At 63.1% G+C, this 17,384-nt stretch carries 13 protein-coding genes and 1 tRNA gene; 6 read left to right on the forward strand and 8 right to left on the reverse strand.

The features are described from left to right. Positions 1-290: 290 nt before the first annotated feature. The 3 genes from NHH88_21025 to NHH88_21035 all read left to right on the forward strand — a co-directional run bounded on the left by NHH88_21025 (position 291) and on the right by NHH88_21035 (position 5,541). Complete coding sequence (locus NHH88_21025; protein USX12171.1) at positions 291-2,894, forward strand: TonB-dependent receptor; 2,604 nt, start codon at positions 291-293, stop codon at positions 2,892-2,894. Positions 2,895-2,896: 2 nt separating this feature from the next. Then, a complete protein-coding gene (locus NHH88_21030; GenBank protein ID USX12172.1) occupies positions 2,897-4,588 on the forward strand; it encodes a phytase in 1,692 nt (563 codons plus the stop codon). Between the two features lie 206 nt (positions 4,589-4,794). After that, entirely contained in the window at positions 4,795-5,541 is a 747-nt protein-coding gene (locus NHH88_21035) for a DUF4386 domain-containing protein (GenBank protein USX12173.1), read from the forward strand. Positions 5,542-5,656: 115 nt separating this feature from the next. Here NHH88_21035 and NHH88_21040 read toward each other — a convergent pair. The 7 genes from NHH88_21040 to NHH88_21070 all read right to left on the reverse strand — a co-directional run bounded on the left by NHH88_21040 (position 5,657) and on the right by NHH88_21070 (position 12,481). Then, positions 5,657-5,741 (reverse strand) — tRNA-Leu (locus tag NHH88_21040). A 141-nt stretch (positions 5,742-5,882) separates the two neighbouring features. Continuing rightward, on the reverse strand, positions 5,883-8,018 hold the full coding sequence (locus NHH88_21045; GenBank protein USX12174.1) for a PQQ-dependent sugar dehydrogenase: 2,136 nt from the start codon (positions 8,016-8,018) through the stop codon (positions 5,883-5,885). A 189-nt stretch (positions 8,019-8,207) separates the two neighbouring features. Beyond that, the gene (pqqE, locus tag NHH88_21050) at positions 8,208-9,380 is read right to left on the reverse strand and encodes a pyrroloquinoline quinone biosynthesis protein PqqE (GenBank protein ID USX12175.1); all 1,173 of its coding nucleotides are present in this window, start codon (positions 9,378-9,380) and stop codon (positions 8,208-8,210) included. Beyond that, positions 9,380-9,649 (reverse strand): pyrroloquinoline quinone biosynthesis peptide chaperone PqqD, encoded by a 270-nt coding sequence (gene pqqD, locus NHH88_21055; protein USX12176.1) that lies wholly within the window; start codon positions 9,647-9,649, stop codon positions 9,380-9,382. Before pqqD ends, pqqE begins: the two co-directional genes overlap by 1 nt. Then, complete coding sequence (gene pqqC, locus NHH88_21060) at positions 9,646-10,374, reverse strand: pyrroloquinoline-quinone synthase PqqC (GenBank protein USX12177.1); 729 nt, start codon at positions 10,372-10,374, stop codon at positions 9,646-9,648. The genes pqqD and pqqC overlap by 4 nt, the downstream gene beginning before the upstream one ends. Continuing rightward, the gene (gene pqqB / locus NHH88_21065; protein USX17394.1) at positions 10,371-11,288 is read right to left on the reverse strand and encodes a pyrroloquinoline quinone biosynthesis protein PqqB; all 918 of its coding nucleotides are present in this window, start codon (positions 11,286-11,288) and stop codon (positions 10,371-10,373) included. The genes pqqC and pqqB overlap by 4 nt, the downstream gene beginning before the upstream one ends. Positions 11,289-11,758: 470 nt before the next feature. Continuing rightward, on the reverse strand, positions 11,759-12,481 hold the full coding sequence (locus NHH88_21070; GenBank protein ID USX12178.1) for an SOS response-associated peptidase: 723 nt from the start codon (positions 12,479-12,481) through the stop codon (positions 11,759-11,761). Positions 12,482-12,510: 29 nt separating this feature from the next. Between NHH88_21070 and NHH88_21075 the strand changes: the two genes are divergently transcribed. The 3 genes from NHH88_21075 to NHH88_21085 all read left to right on the forward strand — a co-directional run bounded on the left by NHH88_21075 (position 12,511) and on the right by NHH88_21085 (position 16,087). Continuing rightward, on the forward strand, positions 12,511-13,209 hold the full coding sequence (locus tag NHH88_21075; protein ID USX12179.1) for a hypothetical protein: 699 nt from the start codon (positions 12,511-12,513) through the stop codon (positions 13,207-13,209). 133 nt (positions 13,210-13,342) lie between these two features. Further along, positions 13,343-15,505: a TonB-dependent siderophore receptor gene (locus tag NHH88_21080; protein USX12180.1), complete on the forward strand. Its 2,163-nt coding sequence runs from the start codon at positions 13,343-13,345 to the stop codon at positions 15,503-15,505. 90 nt (positions 15,506-15,595) lie between these two features. Next, on the forward strand, positions 15,596-16,087 hold the full coding sequence (locus NHH88_21085) for a GyrI-like domain-containing protein (protein ID USX12181.1): 492 nt from the start codon (positions 15,596-15,598) through the stop codon (positions 16,085-16,087). A gap of 38 nt (positions 16,088-16,125) precedes the next feature. Here NHH88_21085 and NHH88_21090 read toward each other — a convergent pair whose 3' ends face one another. Then, on the reverse strand, positions 16,126-16,977 hold the full coding sequence (locus tag NHH88_21090) for a N(5)-hydroxyornithine transformylase PvdF (GenBank protein USX12182.1): 852 nt from the start codon (positions 16,975-16,977) through the stop codon (positions 16,126-16,128). Positions 16,978-17,384 lie beyond the last annotated feature (407 nt).

The raw sequence follows: 17,384 nt of genomic DNA on the forward strand, positions 1-17,384 counted from the left end.
TCTTTTCGACTCCAGCCCGCTCTAGCGCGACGAGGAGACCGAAAGAGACTAAAACCGACAGAAAGAGACAAGCAAAAGAGACCGGTTCCCCGACGGACCCGCGTAGTGTTGCCCCTTCCTCGCCTGCCGCTGCGGCACAGGTAGCCTGTTTGCCGGGTCAATCCAGCTCATTTTCGGCCGAATCCTGCCTGCAAAGGCGCTTTCGGCCCTCCAACGCGGCAAGGTGTCATGCAATTGACACATTGACTACTTAGAATCCGCCCGTCCTCCACCTACTATGACGGCACAGAATGAAAACCACACAATACAAAACGTCCAAACAGCCCACGCAACAAGGTCATGGCTGCCGCCTCTCCGTGCTCAGCCTCGGCGTGCTGTCGATGTTGTCGATGCTGGCCGCGCAATCGCATGCCAGCGGACAAACCAGCCAGGCCAACGACGGCGCCGCCGCCAGCGTGGCCGCCAGTGCCAATAGCGTGGTGATCTCGGGCCAGCGCTCCAGCCTGCGCAACTCGATCGCCGCGCAGGAGCAGGCCGACAACATCGTCAGCGTCATCAGCAGCGACGACATCGGCGGCCTGCCGGACAAGAACGCCGCCGAAGCGCTGGCGCGCCTGCCGGGCCTGTCGGTGCAGCGCGACCAGGGCGAAGGCCGTTACGTGAGCGTGCGCGGCCTCGGCCCGGACCTGAATTCGGTCACCATCAACGGCGCGCTGGTGCCCTCGCCCGAGTCGGGCCGCCGCGCGGTGGCGCTGGACGTGCTGCCGGCGGGCCTGATCCAATCGCTTTCGGTCAGCAAGACCTTGACGCCGGACCAGGACGCCAACTCCCTCGGCGGCACCGTCGAAGTCAAAACGCTGTCGGCCTTCGACCTGCCGGGCAAGCTGCTGTCGGCCACCGTCGGCGCCAGCCGCGACCAAAATATCGGCAAGACCAGCCCGAACGGCAGCATCCTGTTCGCCGAACGCTTCATGAACGGCAAGCTCGGTGTGGCCGGCGGCATCAGCTACGAAAAGCGTGAATTCGGTTCCGACAACGTCGAAACCGGCGGCGCCTGGGAAGACGGAAAACTGACCGGGGTTGAACTGCGCGACTACCTGCCGACGCGCAAGCGCCGCGCCGCCGCGCTCAACCTCGACTACCACGGCGACAACCTGGGCAAGTCGCTTAGTAAATATTATGTGCGCAGCTTCATCAGCGACTTCAGCGACGACGAAGTGCGCGACCGCCTGACCATCAGCAACATCGCCGGCGACGGCCTCGGAGAGGGCCAGACCGCCAGCGCGCGTGGCGAGCGCCGCCTGCGCCAGCGCAAGTACACCCAGACCATCAGCTCGGTCGTGCTGGGCACCGAACAGAAATGGAACGGCTGGAAGCTTGATGTGGCCGGCGGTATCAGCCGCGCCACCGACGAGGCGCCGGAGTCGATCAACGACGCCCGCTTCCGTGGCAGCAAGGACTTCGCCGGCGTCGGCTTCACCGGCACCGACATCCCGCGCCTGACCGGCCCGGCCAGCCTCTACGACGCCGCCAACTACAAGCTGAACTCGATCGCGCTCAAACAGGGCGACGCGACCGACAAGGAACACCACGTTCGCTTCGACCTGAGCCACAAGTTCGAGCTGGGCGAAGGTAGTTCGACGCTCAAGTTCGGCGCCAAGGCCGGCCGCCGCGAAAAATCCAACGACACCGAGGCGTGGTCGTACAGCAGCAAGCAGATCGGCGGCGCCAGCACCGCGCTGGCCGACTACGTCACCGGCAACGACCTCGATTACAAGCTGGGCCGCATCGGCAAGGCCATCGACCCTGCCGCGATCCGCCGCCTGGTGGCCGGCCTGAGCCGCGCCGACGCCCGCCTGCTGGTGGACTCGACCATCGACGACTACCGCATGCACGAGGACATCGATGCAGCCTATGTGCAAAACAGCTTCGACATCGACGCCTGGCACCTGCTGGCCGGCGTGCGCGCCGAACACACCAAGTTCGACGCGGCCGGCTCGCGCGTCAACGAGGAAGAGGAAAGCTTCGATGCGGTCAACCGCCGGCGCTCGTACACCAACTGGCTGCCGTCGCTGCAGGCCCGTTACGACCTCGACGCGAAAACCAGCATCCGCGCGGCCTGGACCCATGCGGTGGTGCGCGCCAACTTCAGCCAGCTTGCGCCCGGCGTAAGCCTGGCCAGCGACACCGAGGCCACCATCGGCAACCCCGACCTGGCGCCGCTGAAGTCCACCAACCTCGACCTGGGCATCGAGCGCGTGCTGGGCGACGACGGCAGCATGTCGGCCTATGTGTTCCACAAGGACATCAAGAACTTCACCTACACGACCAACCTGGCCGGCAGCGGCCAGTGGGCCGACTACAGCTCGGCGGTATCCTACGCCAACGGCGACAAGGCCACCGTCAAGGGCATCGAACTGGCGTACAACCAGCCGCTGCGCATGTTCCCGGCACCGTTCAACCGCCTGATCGTCGGCGCCAACGGCAGCCTGACCCGCTCGGACGCCAACATTGCCCGCTACGACATCGACGCCGGCCGCACGCGCTCGCGCAGCATCGACATGCCGGGCCAGTCGGACCGCGTGCTGAACCTGATGCTGGGCTACGAGCAGGGTCCGCTGAGCACCCGTCTGGCGCTCAACTACAAATCGCCGTATCTGCTGGAAATGGGCGACGACATCCTCGACCCCGGCCAGGACCGCGTCGTCGACGCCCAGAAACAGGTCGACTTCTCGCTGTCGTACCAACTCAGCAAACAGGTACAGCTGAACTTCGAAGCGGCCAACCTGAACAACGAAAAATACTATGTTTATCTGGGCAGCAAAGCCCAAAACGCGCAATATGAACAATACGGCCGCACCTATAAAGTCAGCCTCAAAGTGAGCATGTTCTAATAATGAAAACTACGATCTTCAACGGTATTCTCTTCGGCGCGCTGGTTTCGTGCGGCGTGCTGGCTCAGACGGTCCACGCGGCGGAAACGGGAAAAGCGACACGTTCGGCCGCCCTGCCCGGCCTGGCCGCCAAAGCCAGCGAACTGGCCGCCCTGCCCGACGGCGGCTGGCTCGCCATCGACAAGCAGGCCCTGCGCCTGCTCGACGCCGGCGGCAAGGAGCGCGCCCACCTTGCCGTGCGCGCCAAGCAGCTCGACCTGCGTCCCCAACCACAAGGCGGCGGCGTGCTGGCCGTTGTGCTCGACGCCAACGCCGAGCATGTCCTTCCGGTTCTGGTCGATATGAAGGCCGGCACCTTGACCGCGCAACAGCCGTTCCCGGCGCCGCCATTCGGCATCGAGTCGTCGTGCCTGTACCGTGACGCCCAACAAATCGACCATCTGTTCATGATCGGTAAAGATGGCCAGGCCGAACAATGGCTGATGCACGGCGACCAGCGCCAGCTGGTGCGCAAGCTGGCCTTGCCGCCGCACGTCAAGCATTGCCGCGCCGACGACGCCACGCAGCAACTGCTGGTCACTGAGGAGAAAATGGGCGTGTGGGCCTACAACGCCGACGCTGAAGGCGGACCGAGCCGCAAGCTGGTCCAGCGCGGCGACACCTTCAAAAAAGGGCAAGTGCGGGTGATTGCCTGGCAAGCGGCGACGCTGCCGATGGCAAACGCCAAGGCCATCATCGAGCCGCGCGCGCAGACCGAACCGGTGGCGCGCCAGGGCGACGCGGCCGACGATCCGGCCATCTGGCGCAACCCGGCCGACCCGGCCGGCGCGCGCATCCTCGGCACCAACAAGAAGCAAGGCCTGCTGGTGTACGACCTGAACGGCAAGCAGTTGCAACTGCTGGAGGTCGGCCGCCTGAACAACGTCGACGTGCGCCAGGGCGTCACCGTCGGCGAACGCACGCTCGACGTGGCCGTCGCCACCCAGCGCGACGACAACAGCGTGATGCTGTTCGCCATCGACGCCGGCGGCACCGTCACACAGGCCGGCGCCTTTGCCACCGGACTGGAGGACATCTACGGCATGTGCCTGTACCGTCCGGCCGACGGCGGGCTGGAAGCGTTCATCAACGACAAGGACGGCAGCTTCCTGCAGTACCGCATCGAGGCCGGCGCCGACGGCAAGGGCATGTCGGGCAAGCTGCTGCGCCGCTTCAAGGTCGCCAGCCAGCCCGAGGGCTGCGTCGTCGACGACCGCAACGAGCGCCTGTTCCTGGGCGAGGAAAAGCGCGGCGTGTGGACCGTCTCGGCCCGTGGCGACGCCCCGGCCAAGCTGAGCATGATCATGCCGGTCGGCCCGCAACTGGTGGCCGACGTCGAAGGCATGGGCCTGTACCACGGCGACAAGGCCGACTACCTGGTCGTCTCCAGCCAGGGCGACAACAGCTACCTGGTGCTCGACGCCAAGGCGCCCTACCGCGTGCGCGGCAGCTTCCGGGTCGGCTACAACCTGGCCGCCGGCATCGACGGCACGTCGGAGACGGACGGGCTGGAAGTCAGCTCCGCCAACTTCGGCGGACCATATGCGAAAGGCATGCTGGTGATCCAGGACGGCTACAAGCGCCTGCCGGACAGCCCGCAAAACTTCAAATATGTCGCGTGGGACGACGTCGCCAAAGCCCTAAAACTGGACTAAACAAACGCAGAGCCTGGCCAAAAAAGCCAGGCTCCCATCTGGATCCACGTAGGGCGGATTAGCGAAGCGTAATCCGCCAAGCTCCATCGCCGGCCCATGCCAAAGTGAGAATGATCGAAGCCCCACCATAACAACATGATAATCTTCCCACCACGGTAGGAACCGGCTGCGCCGCAGCCGGCAGCCTCCCGCCCCCAGGAGAAAAGATGTCGGAGCACCGCCACCCAGCCAGTCCCGTCAACATAAAAGCCTACGCCCGCCTCGCCGGCCTGCTCTACCTGATCATCATCGTCATCGGCGTGCTCGGCGAATCGGTCATCCGGGGCAAGCTGGTCGTCTCCGGCGACCCCGACGCCACCGCCCGCAGCATCCTCGCCGCCGAATGGCTGTGGCGCCTCGGCGTCGGCGGCCAGGACCTGCTGCTGCTGTGCGCCGTCGGATTGACCTTGATCTGGTATGTGCTGCTGCGCCCCGTCAACCAGCACCTGGCGCTGGCGGTGGCCTTCTTCGGCCTGGTCTCGCTGGCGGTCGAAAGCGTCAGCGTGCTGCACCTGCACGCGGTGCTCACGCCCTTGTCCGACGCGGCGTACCTGAAAGCGATCGATCCCCAACAGCTGCACCTGCTCGCCTACCAATCGATCATCGCCCACGCCCACGCGTTCGGCCTGGCGCTGATCTTCTTCGGCGTCGAATGCCTGATCGTCGGCCACCTGATCCGCCAATCCGGCTACTTCCCCAAGGCCATCGGCTGGCTGATGCAACTGACCGGCGTCTGCTACCTGGTCAACAGCTTCGCGATGATCCTCTATCCGCCGCTGCAGGACATGCTGTTCCCCGCCATCTTGCTGCCGTGTTTCATCGGCGAGAGCGCGTTCTGCCTGTATCTGCTGATCAAGGGTGTCGATGTGCAGGCGTGGCGGCGCCGCGCGGGCGACGGCACGACCGCAGTGTAATTTCAAAACAATGGTTTTCAAGGACTCAGTTGGCTGCGGCGCAAAGAAAAAAACGCCATAAACCGTTGTTTTTCAAGGGCTTATGACGCTTTATGAAATACCGCTAAAATGTGGCTGGTGCTCCGAGCCGGAATCGAACCGGCACGCCTTGCGGCGGGAGATTTTAAGTCTCCAGTGTCTACCAATTTCACCATCGGAGCAGCACAGCCCAATATTATGCCATGAACATGACATAACTGCCATACCGGAAGCTGTGGCCGGCGCTGGCCGACCTGTTGCCGCGCCATCCGGATATCCATGTGGAGGTCAGCGTCGGCGATAGTTACGTGGAGCCGCACCATTTACGGCTGCAAGGTCACCTTGAAAATCTTCGTGCTGGTATTGTTCGGCACGCTGTCCTTGTCACCCGCGGCATCGCTGGTCGCCATCCACAGATGGCCATCGATGGTCGGCTCCACCGTACGCAAGCGGCCGTACGCACCGACAAAAAACTGGCGGACATTGATCAGACGATCAGCGCTGATCTCGCTGCGATACAACCGCTGCCCCGCCAGACAGGCAACGTACAGCGCGTTGCGGACGATGGCGATGCCGCTGCATGATCCTTCCGTATTGCGGTAGGTGTATTTGGGTGCCACATAGCCCGCCGTTGCGCATCCATTGCCGGCGCGCGACGTGACGCCTTCGCAGTTTGGCCAGCCATAGTTGCCCCCCTTCACGATCAGGTTTGTTTCGTCTTGGGAATCACCGAACTCCTGTTCCCACAAACGGCCGCTTGCGTCGAACGCCAGCCCCTGTGGATTGCGGTGGCCGTAGCTCCAGACATAGTTCCCGAACGGATTATCGGCCGGCACCGTGCCGTTGGGATTCAAGCGCAGCACTTTGCCAGCAAGATTGCTGGTGTCCTGAGCAAATTGACCGTTCTGAGCATCGCCCGTGGTCGCATACAGTTTGCCGTCCGGGCCGAAGCGGAGACGCCCGCCATTGTGATATTTGTTACGGCCAATACCCTTGAGTAAAACCTCAAGCGAGGCTGTATCGAGCGCACCGTTCACATAGCGCAGGCGCACGATACGGTTATCCGTGGGGCTGGTGTGGTAGATGTACAACCAGGGATCCTGAGCAGGGAATCCGGGCGGTATGGCAAGGCCAAGCAAGCCGCCTTCGCCATCGGTACCCTGGACATTGGGAATGACGCCCAATGTCTTCTTCACGCCTGACACCGGGTTCAAGGCGACAATATCGTGCGCGTCGCGACGGCTGTAAATGAGCGATCCGTCAGGCAGCGCTGCCAGGCCCCACGGAATGTCGGTCTCGGTCGTTACCTGCGCCGTCGAGCAGATCACGTCGGTGCAAGCGGTACCGGTGGTCAGCGCCAAGGTCACCGAGCGTGGTGAAACGTTGCCTTGCCCGTCACGCGCCGCGACGGTGTATTGGTACGTGGTAACGGGGGCCAATCCGGCATCGGTGTAACCCAGCGTGGCGCTCGTGCCGACCACGACGTTGTTGCGGTGGATGTTATAGCCGGTGACGGCGACATTGTCAGTGGATGCAGCCCAGTTCAGTGTCGCAGTCGTCCCGCTGACGGTACCCCGCAGTCCGGCGGGAACGGATGGCGCCTGAGTATCCGCCTGGCATTGCGGCACCGTCACCTGCAGCGAGGTGCTGGCCTGCGACACGTTGCCGGCAGCATCCCGGGCGTTGACGTACACGCCCCAGTTCGCCCCTGGCGTCAGCACTAGCTGGGCGGTGAGCGTACTGGCGTTCACCGTGCCGAGGGCTTGCCCGTCGCGATATATGTCGTAGTAGGCGATGCCGACATTGTCCGTCGACGCTTTCCAGGTCAGCGTGGCGGACCTGCAGGTTAAGGCGCTGATCGTCAAACCGCTGGGCGGCGTGGGTGGCTGGGTGTCCGTTGCCGGCGGCACCACGTTGCCAACTGACCATTGCTGGTGGGCGCTCCCTTCGCAGCGCCACATATCGATGCCGGTGCCGTTGGCGATGGCGCCGCCTTTGACCGTCAGGCAAAGCCCGGATTGTGCATTGATGATGGTTCGGTCGGGCCTGAGCGTCCACTTTTGATTGGCGCCGCCATGACATGGGTACGATTGCACGATGGTACCGGGCTGGGTGCTTGCACCGCGAACATCCAGGCAGCGGGCCCCATCGAAGGTGGTGAGTTCACCTGCGGCCGTGAACGCCCACTTCTGGTTGGCGCCGCCGTGGCAATCGAAGATGATGGCGGCCGTGCCGGGCTGCTGGCTGCCGTTGGCGACGTCCAGACAACGCTGCGAAGCGCCGCTGACCAGCGTTGCGGGGGTCGCCGCCTGCGCTGGCACCGCGCCGGCCGCACCCAGCCCGAGAATGGCATGCACTACCGTCCAGCGGCGTGCCGGAACTTTTTTGGTCGCGCGCCGGGTGGCCGCTGCGGCTTGCACTGATAAATCGAGGCGATGGGGGATCAGGTCGGTGCTCATGACATTCATCCTTATAGGTTCGCAGACTGCAGTGCCCGTGCGTCATTGGCGCTGGGGACAGGTAGAAGCCAACCCATAAGGTACCGCATGATCACCGCGCACTATTGCGTTGCTATAAAAATATTTCTTCCGTCATTGCCCCGCGTGCGGACTGGGCGATGCCGTCATAGTTAACCTCTATTAAAACAGTCACGATCGGATGTCGGGCTTGAGTGCGCGTGAATTAGCGTTCGTGCGAAACACGATCGGCTGCTCGATCAGAGTGGCGCTATCCAGCCCTGACGCGCCCTGGCTGACGAACCGGATCACTTTGTCGACCTCGCCGCGCTGGGGCGACTTGCCGCATACCGGATCGGTAGCTGCCGCGTCACCGGCCAGCATGAATGCCTGGCAGCGGCAACCGCCCAGGTCGCGCCCCTTTTCGTCGCAACTACGGCATGGCTCCTGCATCCAGTCATTGCCGCGATAAGCGTTGAAAGCGGTGCTGATGCGCCAGATATCATCTAATCCCATGTCGCGTACATTCGGCAAGTTGAGCCCAGGCAGATCGCGCGCATTGTGGCAAGGCAGCGCCACGCCGTCCGGCGCCACGCCCAGAAACACCGAACCCCAGCCATTCATGCACGCCTTGGGCCGGTCCTCGAAATAATCCGGCACCACGAACAGCAGCTTGCAAGCCTCGCCTATGCGCTCGCGGTACTGCGCCACCACGCGTTCGGCTTCGCGCACCTGCTCGAGCGTCGGCATCAGCTGGTTGCGATTTTTCATGGCCCAGCCGTAGTATTGGGTATTGGCCAGCTCCAGGTACTCGGCGCCGAGCGCCAGCGCCATCTCGATGATCTTGCCGACATGCGGCAGGTTATAGCGATGCAGCACGCAATTCATCACCATCGGGTAATCGTATTGCTTGATCAGCTTGGCCACTTTCAGCTTGAGGTCGAACGTCTTGGTGCTGCTCAGGAAATCGTTGAGTTCACGGGTGGAATCCTGGAACGACAACTGGATATGATCGAGCCCGGCGTTCTTGAGCGCGGCGATGCGGGTGTCATTCAAGCCGACACCCGAGGTGATCAGGTTGCTGTAAAAGCCCAGCCGGCGCGCTTCAGCGACCAGTTCTTCCAGGTCGTCGCGCAACAGCGGCTCGCCACCGGAAAATCCCAGCTGCACCGCCCCCAGCGCGCGTGCTTCGCGCATGACCCGCACCCATTCGCCAGTGGTCAATTCATTGCGCACCGCATCGTAGTTGAGCGGGTTATAACAGAACGCGCAATGCAGCGGGCATTGGTACGTCAATTCCGCCAAGAGCCAGAACGGCGGCGACACCGCCGCAGCGCCACTGCGAGCAATATCGGTTCGCAGCATCACTCGATCCACTTTTGTCGATGGGCGTGGGCCAGCAACCCCTCGATATCGGCGCGCAAGCCGGTGGTCTGGAATTTGTTTTCCAGGTCGCTCACAATTTGATCAACCGGCGTCTTGCCGTCGCAGCACTTTATGATTTCGCCGGCGCTGCCATTCAGCTTGACCATGCCTTCGGGGTACAGCAGCACGTAGGATTGCTGGACCTCCTCCCATTGCAGGCGAAAGCGCCGGTTCAGCGCCGGCGCGGCGGGAAATAATGGATCGTTCATGTCGGATAAGCCTTTTCGATGGCGTCCAGCATGGCCCACAGGATGTCCAGCTTGAACTTCAGGATGTCGAGTGCGCGCAGCTGCTGCGGCCGGGTCGTGAAATAGTCGAGCGTCACGGCCAGGCCATGTTCAACATCGCGCTGGGCCAACGGGATGCGGCTGCGGAAGTAATGCAGGCCGGCCGATTCCACCCACGGATAGTGGGTTGGCCAGCCGGCCAGCCGGTCTTTATGAATCTGCGGCGCGAACATCTCCGTCAGCGACGAGCACACTGCCTCTTGCCACGGCGAGCGGCGCGCAAAGTCGACATACGCGTCGCAGGCGAAACGCACCGCCGGCACCACATGCTGCAGCGACCACAATTCGGCGCGTGGAATGCCGGCCGCTTCGCCCAGTTGGGTCCAGGCTTCCATGCCGCCCTGGGCATCGCCCTGGTAATCGTCATAGCCGTCATGATCGAGAATGCGTGCGATCCACAAGCGGCGCGTAGCGCGATCGTCGCAATTGGACAGAATCGCCGCATCCTTTTTCGGGATGATGAACTGGTAATAGAAGCGGTTGGCGATCCAGCCGCGAATCTGTTCAGGCGAGCATTGCCCGGCATTCATGCGCAGGTTGAAAGGATGATGGATATGGTAGCTCTTGCCCATCGCCCGCAACTGCTGTTCGAATTCGGCGCGCGACCAAGGCTCCAACCGGGTGCCGCTATCGAGACGGTGCGTCATAGGGTAATGTCCATGCCGTCGAACGCCACCTCGATGCCGTGCGCGGCCAGTTCGGCGCGCTCGGCCGAATCTTCGCGCAGGATCGGATTGCTGTTGTTGATGTGAATGAGGATTTTGCGGCGCGCCGGCATGCGCGCCAGCACCTCGATCATGCCGCCGGCGCCGGACTGCGGCAAATGGCCCATCATTTGGGCCGTTTTTTTCGACAGGCCAAGCGTGATCATTTCGTCGTCGCTCCAGCAGGTGCCATCGACCAGCAGCACATCAGCCTGGCGCATCGCCACTTCCACCGTATCGGTCATTTGTCCCAACCCGGGCGCGTAGAACAGGCGCGCACCGCTGGCGCGGTCATGCAGCATCAGGCCGATATTGTCGCCCGGGTGCGGGTCTTCGCGGTGCGACGAATAGGGCGGCGCCTTGCTCGACAGAGGGATCGGCAAGAACGTCGTGTCGCGCAGGGGCGCAATCGAGAAAGGCTGGCCATCGATCGCCAGCGTGTGGGTCTCGACGCCGCAATAATGCCCAAGTACCCGCGTCAGCGGCAACGCTTGCGACAAGTCTGCCAGCACTTCCGCCGTAGCATACAAGGGCAAGGCAGCGCCGCGCTCGCGCAGCATCAACAAACCAGTCACGTGGTCGATCTGGGCATCCATCAACAGCACTGCCGCAATGCCGCTGTCGCGCACGGCGCGGGCGGGTTGCAAGGCCGGCGCGGCGCGGATTTGCGCCAGGATGTCAGGTGACGCATTCACCAATACCCAATCGATGCCGTCGTCGCTGACGGCAATCGAAGATTGCGTGCGGCTTACGGCCCGGATGGTGCCATTGCGGATGCCGTCACAGTTCAGGCAATTACAATTCCACTGCGGATAACCTCCCCCTGCGGCGGAACCAAGAATGCGGATTTTCAACAGCTGATCCAATCTTTCGACATAGTTATCGCAGATAAGCGGAGTGGCAGGTGTCGATAACGCCATCGTTCATCGGCACCTGCCAGCGTTAAACATCAACGGTTGAACACGTACATGGTGATCTCAAAACCCCAGCGAACATCGATTGCTTCAGGTGTTTCCCAGCGCATGATAAGCCTCCTAGTGAATGGGTGATGCAATGTTCCCGCAACGGCAGTCGTCCACGCGACGACGCCTTATTGTGACGTAATATTGTCGATCCTGCACAATCGCAGGCGCTGCCGTGCGGGGGGTATTTACACGGGCAGCGATCGCGCCAGCCTTTGCCGGGCTACTGCGTGGCAGCAAAGATCGCTTTCGTGACGGCGTGTATTTTCCTCCCGTGGCTGCGGATGAGAACAAGAGCAAAGACGAAGAGAAATAAACTTGGTGCGGCTGTCGATGCTACTCGCAGGGATCAGCGCCGACGCGATTCAATCAAAAAGCCCGGGAGGCAGCGGCGCCGCCAGTTCCGCCCCCTGATTGCGCGAATTGCCGACAGCCGTCGACACCTGGTACCACGCGAACTTGTCGGCGCCCAGCGCCACCGAGCGCGCCAGCTCGGCCGCCCGCTCGCCGGAGAGCTCCGGGTCCATCCAGGTGGCCGCGTCGCTCGCGGAGAAAACCACCGGCCGCCGGTCGTGCACGTCGATCATGCCGCCCTCCGCGTCATCGGTCACGATGGCGAAGCCCGAGGCGTTCCTGTCCTCGGAACGCGCATCCCACGCCGTCAGCGCGGCCATGTAGAGCATTTCGCCATCGGCCCGGTGAATATGCCAGGGCTGCTTGTTGGGCTTGTCGCCCGTCCATTCATACCATCCGTTGGCCGGCACGATGATGCGGCCGCCGCCCAGCAGCCGCCGCCAGTAGCTGCCCGCGATCTTGTCCAGCCGCGCGTTGGGCGTCGGCCGCACGGTCGCCGGGGAGCCGGCCGCCTTGTACATCCACCAACGGTCGTCGACGACCAGCGCACCGCCCTCCATGCGCAAAATTGGCCGCACCGTGCCTGGCGCCGCGTTGAAAAGCAGCTCCGCGCGGCTGCGGCGCAGGACCTCGCCGGCCCAACGGAAATCGTTGAGCACCCTGTCGATGTCGTTTTGGTCGAGGCGTCCGCACATAGGACTATCATAACCGATCCAAAATGCAATATACTGCATAAAAACACAGTATATTGCGGGGTGGCAAATTGAAGGTATGGGTTCAGCGTCGACTGGACGGCGGCGCGGCGCTGGATCGGCCGGTTCAGATCGAGCCGCTGCATGAGCCGCTGGAGCTGCTGGTGATGCGCATCACCGACCAGGGCCAGCGCAAGCCGACCAAGGTGGCGCGCCTGCTGGCACCCGACGGGCCGCCACGCATTATCGACGAGCTGGTGATGCCCAGGCTGGTCTGGTTCAAAGGCATGCAGTTCGTGCTGAGCGGCGCGCAGCAACTGCGCCATCGGCACGGGCTGAAAGGCTACGGGCAGTCATGGCTGTGCAAATTGGAACTGCCTGCGGTGGTTAACGCTTTCAGGGTGGTGCCGCTGTACCGGTACGGCGAGCAGATCGCGCGGCGCGAGCTGACCGACCGGCATATCAGAACGTTGAGCGGCGCGCTGCTGGTGACCAGCGTCGTGGAGCAGGCGCTTGGCCGGGCGACGGTGCGCGCGGAGGTCGGACCGGCGGCCTGCGCAACGGCTTGCGGACGCGGCGCCCTGCTGGACGCCAATCTCGAATGGATGTCGACGGACGGCTTTGAACTGTCCGGCTACGAACACGTACCGGCCCACGCGGAGCGGCCCGCCGTCACGCTGCAGCAGGGTTGGCTATGCAAGCCGGATTGGGATTTGCTGGCATTGCTCGATCCCGCCCGCTCCTACCGTGCGCGACGTGACGAACGATAAGTCGCATAACCGCGATCCATGCCGCCGCCCACTTGCTCCGGCAGGCTTCCTTTAATAGAAATGATTCTCATTTACTTCGTTTTGTGCTATGTTGAGAAGCTTACCCTTTTATCAACCACCAGCCCAACCGTGAATGCCTGATACCATTTTTACGCCCCGCCTCCCCGCCCTCTCTTTGCGTTCGTCCACCCTGGCCTTGGTTGGCCTGCTCGCGACCCAGCTGACGCCCTCCGCGTCCGCCCAGTCCGCCGAAGCCACGCCCCAAAATCTGCCGACTGTATTGGTCAACGGCCAGGCCCTGCCCGATTCCGGCGGCCAATTCGCCAAGAGCGCGCGCGCCGGCATGCTCGGCGAAAAAAGCCTGCTCGACACGCCGTTCAGCGTCAGCAGCTACACCAGCCAGCGCATGCTCGACCAGCAGGCGCTCACCCTGGCCGAGGTGCTCGGCGGCGATGCCTCCACCCGTTTCACCGGCCAGATCGGCGGCGTCACCGACTCCTTCTTCATCCGTGGCTTCCCCCTCAACGAGGGCAACCTGAGCGAGGTCGCCTTCGACGGCGTCTACGGCGTCTCGCCCAACTATCACCTGTTCACCGAATACCTGGAAAGCGTCGAAGTGCTCAAGGGTCCGGCCGCCCTGCTGTACGGCATGTCGCCCAACGGCGGCGTCGGCGGCGTCGTCAACGCCGTGCCCAAGCGTTCGCTGCCGCGCGACCTGAACCGCGTCAGCTTCGACTACGGCTCGTCCGCGCAACTGGGGGCGGCGGTCGACGTCAGCCGGCGCTTTGGCGAGGAGCGCCGCTTCGGCGTCCGTGTCAACGGCCTGCACCGGCGCGGCGACACGCCGCTCGACAACCAGCACGCGCGCGCCGCCGTGGCCGCCCTGGCGCTGGACTACCAGGGCAGCCGCGTGCGCGCCTCGCTCGATGTGATCGAGCAGTACCAGTCGATCGACGCGCCGACCCGGCCCTTCCTGCTGGCCGCGCGCCTGCCGGTGCCGGACGCTGCCGACGGGCGCCGCAACATCACGCAGGCGTGGGGCTGGTGGAAGTCCAACGACCTGGCCACGCTGGGCAAGCTGGAATACGATCTGAACGACAAGCTGACCGTCTTCGCCGATGTCGGCGGCACGCGCTCGGACGTCGAGCGCTATTCCGACCAGACCCCGACCATCGTCAACGGCGCCGGCGACACCACGTCCACGCCGATGAACTGGAAGTTCCGCGTGCGCCGCGGCAGCGCCGACACCGGCGTGCGCCTGCGCTGGCGCACCGGCGCGCTGCAACACGCGCTGGTCGCCATGGGCACCGTCTACCGCGACCGCTTCGGCAGCATCAGCAACGCCGGCCGCCCGATCGCGTCGAACATCTACCTGCCGTCGGCGGTGGCCGATCCCGGCATCGCGGCGCCGGCGGACGCACCCAAGCTGTCGGCCTCGACGTTGTCGAGCGCGGCCGTCGCCGACACCATCGACCTGCCCGACCAGCGCCTGCAACTGACACTGGGCCTGCGCCGCCAGCTGGTCGAATCGAACAACTACAGCGCCACCACCGGCGCCCGCACCACGCGCTACAAACAAGGCGCGCTCACGCCGCTGGCCGGCATCGTGTTCCAGCCGGTGCCGCGCGTCTCGCTCTACGGCAATTACATCGAGGGCTTGAGCAAGGGCGACATCGCGCCCAACATCGCCGACAACGCCGGCCAGGTGTTTGCGCCTTACAAGAGCAAGCAGTACGAGCTCGGCGCCAAGGCCGACCTGGGCGTGGCGCTGGCCACCGTGGCCGTGTTCCAGATCACCAAGCCGAGCGGACAGTTGTACGGCAGCACCTACCGCATGGACAGCGAGCAGCGCAACCGGGGCGTCGAGCTCAACCTGTCGGGCGCGCTCGGCCCGTCGCTGCGCCTGCTGGCCGGCGTGAGCCTGCTCGACGGCCGCCTGGTCAAGACCAACAGCGCCGCCACCGTGGGCATGCGTCCGGTCGGCGTGCCGCGCGTGATGGCCAACCTCGGCGGCGAATGGGCGCTGGCCTTCCTGCCCGGTCTGACGGCGACCGGCGCCGTCAGCCACACCGGCAAGCAGTATGTCGACCAGGCCAATCTGCAATCGGTGCCGGCCTGGACCAAAGTCGACCTCGGACTGCGCTACCACGCCGTCATCGCCGGCCGGGCCACCACCTTGCGCGCCGGCCTGATGAACGCTTTCGACCGCCACTACTGGGCCGGCGTGGCCTCGTACGGGACGATCTCGCAGTCGGCGCCGCGCAGCGGGCAGTTGTCGGCGGCGATAGACTTTTGAGGCCGACGGAGCAATAAAAAAGCGATGCTTATGTCGATTTACGGAACCGTCGTCCGTCTATACAGACAACCGACAACTGGAGATTGCCAAATGCTCACCCTCCCTCAAATCATCAACCGGACCGCTCAACGTTACATCGCGGTCCGCCTCCGCGTTTCCATCCCATTTGACGATGACATGGGTCCTGCTTTTGATGAACTTTTTTTAGCCTTCTCGCGAGCCGGCGTGGAGCCGAGCGGAATGGAGTTCATCAAATTCAACCTGATCGACATGCCCCGCCTCGAGATCGAAGTCGGCATGACCACCAACGCGGCCATACCACTGACAGGCCAGCTGGTTGAAGGCGAACTGCCCGCCGGTCGTTATGTCAGCCTTACCTACACAGGGTCTTACGCAGACCTCATGGATGTCACGGCAATGCTTATCGGCTGGGCCAAGGAGAAGGAGTTGAAGTGGGACAGCCACCAAACTCTTGACGGAGAGAAATTCGCTTGTCGCCTTGAGGTTCATGACAATAACCCGTCTATCGAGCCTGATCCAGCCAAACTCCAAACGACGCTGCTGTTCAAGCTGGCCGACTAAAAACCAGTCACTGAACAGTCAACGCTGCGGTAAGGGGATCACGCCGCCTTGGCCGACGGCAGCTCCCCCAATCCCGCCATGTGCTCCAATCCCTGCCGCAATGCCGGGAAGAGGCTGTTGTTGAAATTGTTCCAGCGCAGTTCCAGGATGGTTTCGGACGGGTCAATCCTGGTCCCGAGCACATCGACTATGACTTCCCCCGAATCGATGCCGTTGTCGACATAATGGAACGAAGCCCCGGTCATGTCCGTCACCGGGACGGGCCGCGTTTCCATGGTGCGCCAGTTGGTCACCTTCTGGCCACGCGCCCCGTGCAAGGCGTCCAGGGTGGCGGTGGCGCCGCGCCGCTCATACGGAGATTCGATGCGCGTGATGCCGGGATGGATATTGACGATCTTTTGCCGGAACGGCGCGCCGGGCCTCACCAGCTCGTCCAGGATGACCAGCAAGCCGTCCAGCACCACCAGCTCGGCACCTAGTGATTGCAGCTTGCCGAGCAAGCGCGCTTCGAAGTCGCTCTTGCCGGCCGGCCGCTGCGCCGCATCCAGCGGCAGCCGCCGGTACGTCGACGCGATGCCGCACAGCAGATCATTGACGGGCCGCCCGTCGATCGCCAGTTCGGGCGGATAAAACCACTGCTTGCCGGGCTGATACGAAAAGCCATAGTCCTTGATCATTTCCTGGTCGCGCGGCGACTCGGGGTCGTCGTCGAAAATGACGGCCTCAAGCGAGTAGGCATCGCCCAGCGCCGTCTGGTTCAATGCCTCGGCCAAGTACTCGAGCGGCGATTTCATATACCGCTGCCCGCCCTTGTACGAAACGTACTGGCCGGCCTCGTCGGCGGCCGCGTTGCGCAGCGACCAAATGTATACCAGTTTTGTCTTTGCCATCTGTGCTCACTCATCGGTTGAAATTGAAGAATCGGGACGTGCTGCCATCAAGACGCGGCGCGCGCCCGTCTGTTTAGATGTACCGGCTTAAACTTGACCTCACACCAACTGGGGGATGAGTTCCACTTTCAATAGGCGGCAACCGGCCACAGGCAGACGCTCCAGAGGTAGGCTTACGCACTAAAGCTATTAAAATCATCGAATGTGACTACTCGAATTAAGATTGTGACAGCAGGAATTACGCTTGCTCCTACTTTGAGCATTCTGAGGAAACTCGGCTATACCGTGACGCGAGAGAAATCAGATGAAAGGCAGTATCGAGCGCAAAATGAAACGTGTACATTTTTCGCTAAGGAGACCATATTTCGCTTATCCAGTGCATCAATTTGGAAATTCAGGCTCGGCGT

This window comes from Oxalobacteraceae bacterium OTU3CAMAD1 (assembly GCA_024123915.1).
Classification (GTDB): domain Bacteria; phylum Pseudomonadota; class Gammaproteobacteria; order Burkholderiales; family Burkholderiaceae_D; genus Rugamonas.